The organism is Thalassolituus marinus, from assembly GCF_020320395.1.
GTDB classification, from domain to species: domain Bacteria; phylum Pseudomonadota; class Gammaproteobacteria; order Pseudomonadales; family Oceanobacteraceae; genus Venatoribacter; species Venatoribacter marinus.
Map to the genome: position 1 here is coordinate 1 of NZ_JAEDAH010000045.1, position 2,154 is coordinate 2,154.

A 2,154-nucleotide genomic window follows, 5' to 3' on the forward strand; every position below is an offset into this window, starting at 1 on the left:
ACGTTTCGGAAGGCCCCTCTATGAGGACAAGGGGCCTGGAATATCTCACAAAAGTTCAAATAAAAATTTGTGGGACAGCAGTGGGCAATGCCCGCTTTTTTTCTGTTACAGGAAGTGGAAGTGATCTTCTTCCATCTGCATCAGAGTTCGCGGTGACTTCAGCATAGTTTTGCTGTGCGAACGTGCACGAGGCAGCAAACGGTCATAGTAGAACTCTGCTGTCTGGACTTTAGCGCGGTAGAAATTACGATCACCCTCGCCCTTTTTAATAGCAGTCCAGGCTTTGTCAGCCATCTTCGCCCAGAAGAATGCCATCACGATGTAGCCAGACATCATCAGATAATCAACCGATGCCGAACCCACCATATCGCGGTCCTTGGCGGCTTTGAAGGCAACGCGGTAAGTACCGATTCTCCAGCGCAGCATGTAGTTCTTCAGCTGCTTGATCAGCGGCTTCATTTCACTACGGTTTTCGTGAGTTTTAATAAACTCAGTCACTTCGGCACGGAATTCATTAAATGACTTCAGTTTGCCCAGCAGAATTTTACGGCCGAGCAGATCCAGCGCCTGAACGCCGGTGGTGCCTTCATACAGTTTGGCGATCTGCGTATCACGGATGATCTGCTCCATGCCCCACTCTTTGATAAAGCCATGACCGCCGTAAACCTGCACACCATGGTTGGCCGCTTCATAACCCAGTTCGGTCAGGAAAGCTTTCAGAATCGGGGTCAGGAAGCCCAGCTTATCGTCAAAGGCTTCGTAACCAGCTTTATCTCCGTTGCTGTGCGCTGCCATCATATGGTCAGCCAGGCGCGCGGCGTGATACAGCATCGCGCGACCACCTTCAGCGATGGCTTTCTGGGTCAGCAGCATACGGCGTACATCCGGATGCACCATCAGAGAGTCAGCAGCTTTATCCGGATGCTTGGTGCCACTCAGGGAACGCATGGAACGACGCTCTTTTGCGTATGGCAGTGCCCCCTGGAACGACAGTTCGGCAGCACCAACACCCTGAATAGAGGTACCGATACGTGCGGTGTTCATAAAGGTGAACATGCACATCAGGCCTTTATTTTCCGGGCCAATCAGGAAGCCTTTGGCACCATCGAAGTTCATCACACAGGTGGAAGAACCGTGGATACCCATTTTTTCTTCGATAGAACCACAGCTCACCGGGTTTCGATCACCCAGAGAGCCATCTGCGTTCACATTGAACTTAGGCACGATAAACAGGGAAATACCTTTGGTGCCTTCCGGCGCCCCTGGCAGACGCGCCAGTACAATATGCACAATCTGTTCGGTCAGGTCGTGTTCACCGGAAGAAATAAAGATCTTGGTTCCTGTCAGGTTGTAGCTGCCGTCGCCATTTGGCTCAGCCTTGGTTTTCACCTGGCCCAGGTCAGTACCACACTGCGGTTCGGTCAGACACATAGTGCCGGTCCAGCGACCTTCAGTCAGAGGCACCAGATAGGTCTGTTTCTGTTCTTCTGTACCGTGCATGTAGATCGTGTTCATCGCCCCCAGCGACAAGCCAGGATACATACCCCATACCCAGTTGGCGGTACCGATCATTTCGGACTTAATCACACCCAGCGACAGAGGCAGGCCCTGACCACCGTATTCAACCGGAGCTGACATACCCTGCCAGCCACCTTCAACGTACTGGCCGTAGGCTTCCTTGAAGCCCTTTGGCGTTGTGACTTCACCATCGTTCCATACACAGCCGTCATCACCGGACTGGTACAGCGGAGAGACCACTTCTTCGCTGAAGCGCGCTGCTTCAGTCAGAATGGCATCAACCATTTCCGGCGTTGCTTCTTCGCCGCCGGGAATTTGCTTGTAATGAGCCTGAAAATCGAAAACTTCGTTAACCAGAAACTGGATATCTTTTAATGGCGCTTTGTACTGAATCATTTCACTTCCTCAAACATGACACGAAAACAATGGTCATAACGGCAGTGATTGTGGCAATAGTCCGTGCGCAGGCCATTGGCCATGAGGCCCCCGCAGAAATGTCACTTGGGTAAGTCACAGGCTTTGCGCCAGACAATAAAAAAGCCCGCATATGCGGCACTAGTGTCCCACAAATTTTCATTTGAACTTTTGTGGGATATTCCGGGCCCCTTGTCCTCATAGAGGGGCCTTACCCCTCTC

At 51.8% G+C, this 2,154-nt stretch carries 1 protein-coding gene; it reads right to left on the reverse strand.

Going from position 1 to position 2,154, the window contains the following annotated elements:
- Nucleotides 1-105: 105 nt before the first annotated feature.
- A complete protein-coding gene (locus tag I9W95_RS09565; RefSeq protein WP_225674250.1) occupies nucleotides 106-1,914 on the reverse strand; it encodes an acyl-CoA dehydrogenase C-terminal domain-containing protein in 1,809 nt (602 codons plus the stop codon).
- Nucleotides 1,915-2,154: the final 240 nt, after the last annotated feature.

Excerpts from the sequence above, each read along its gene's own strand:
- I9W95_RS09565 (WP_225674250.1), bottom strand. The coding sequence starts at position 1,914 with ATGATTCAGTACAAAGCGCCATTAAAAGATATCCAGTTTCTGGTTAAC.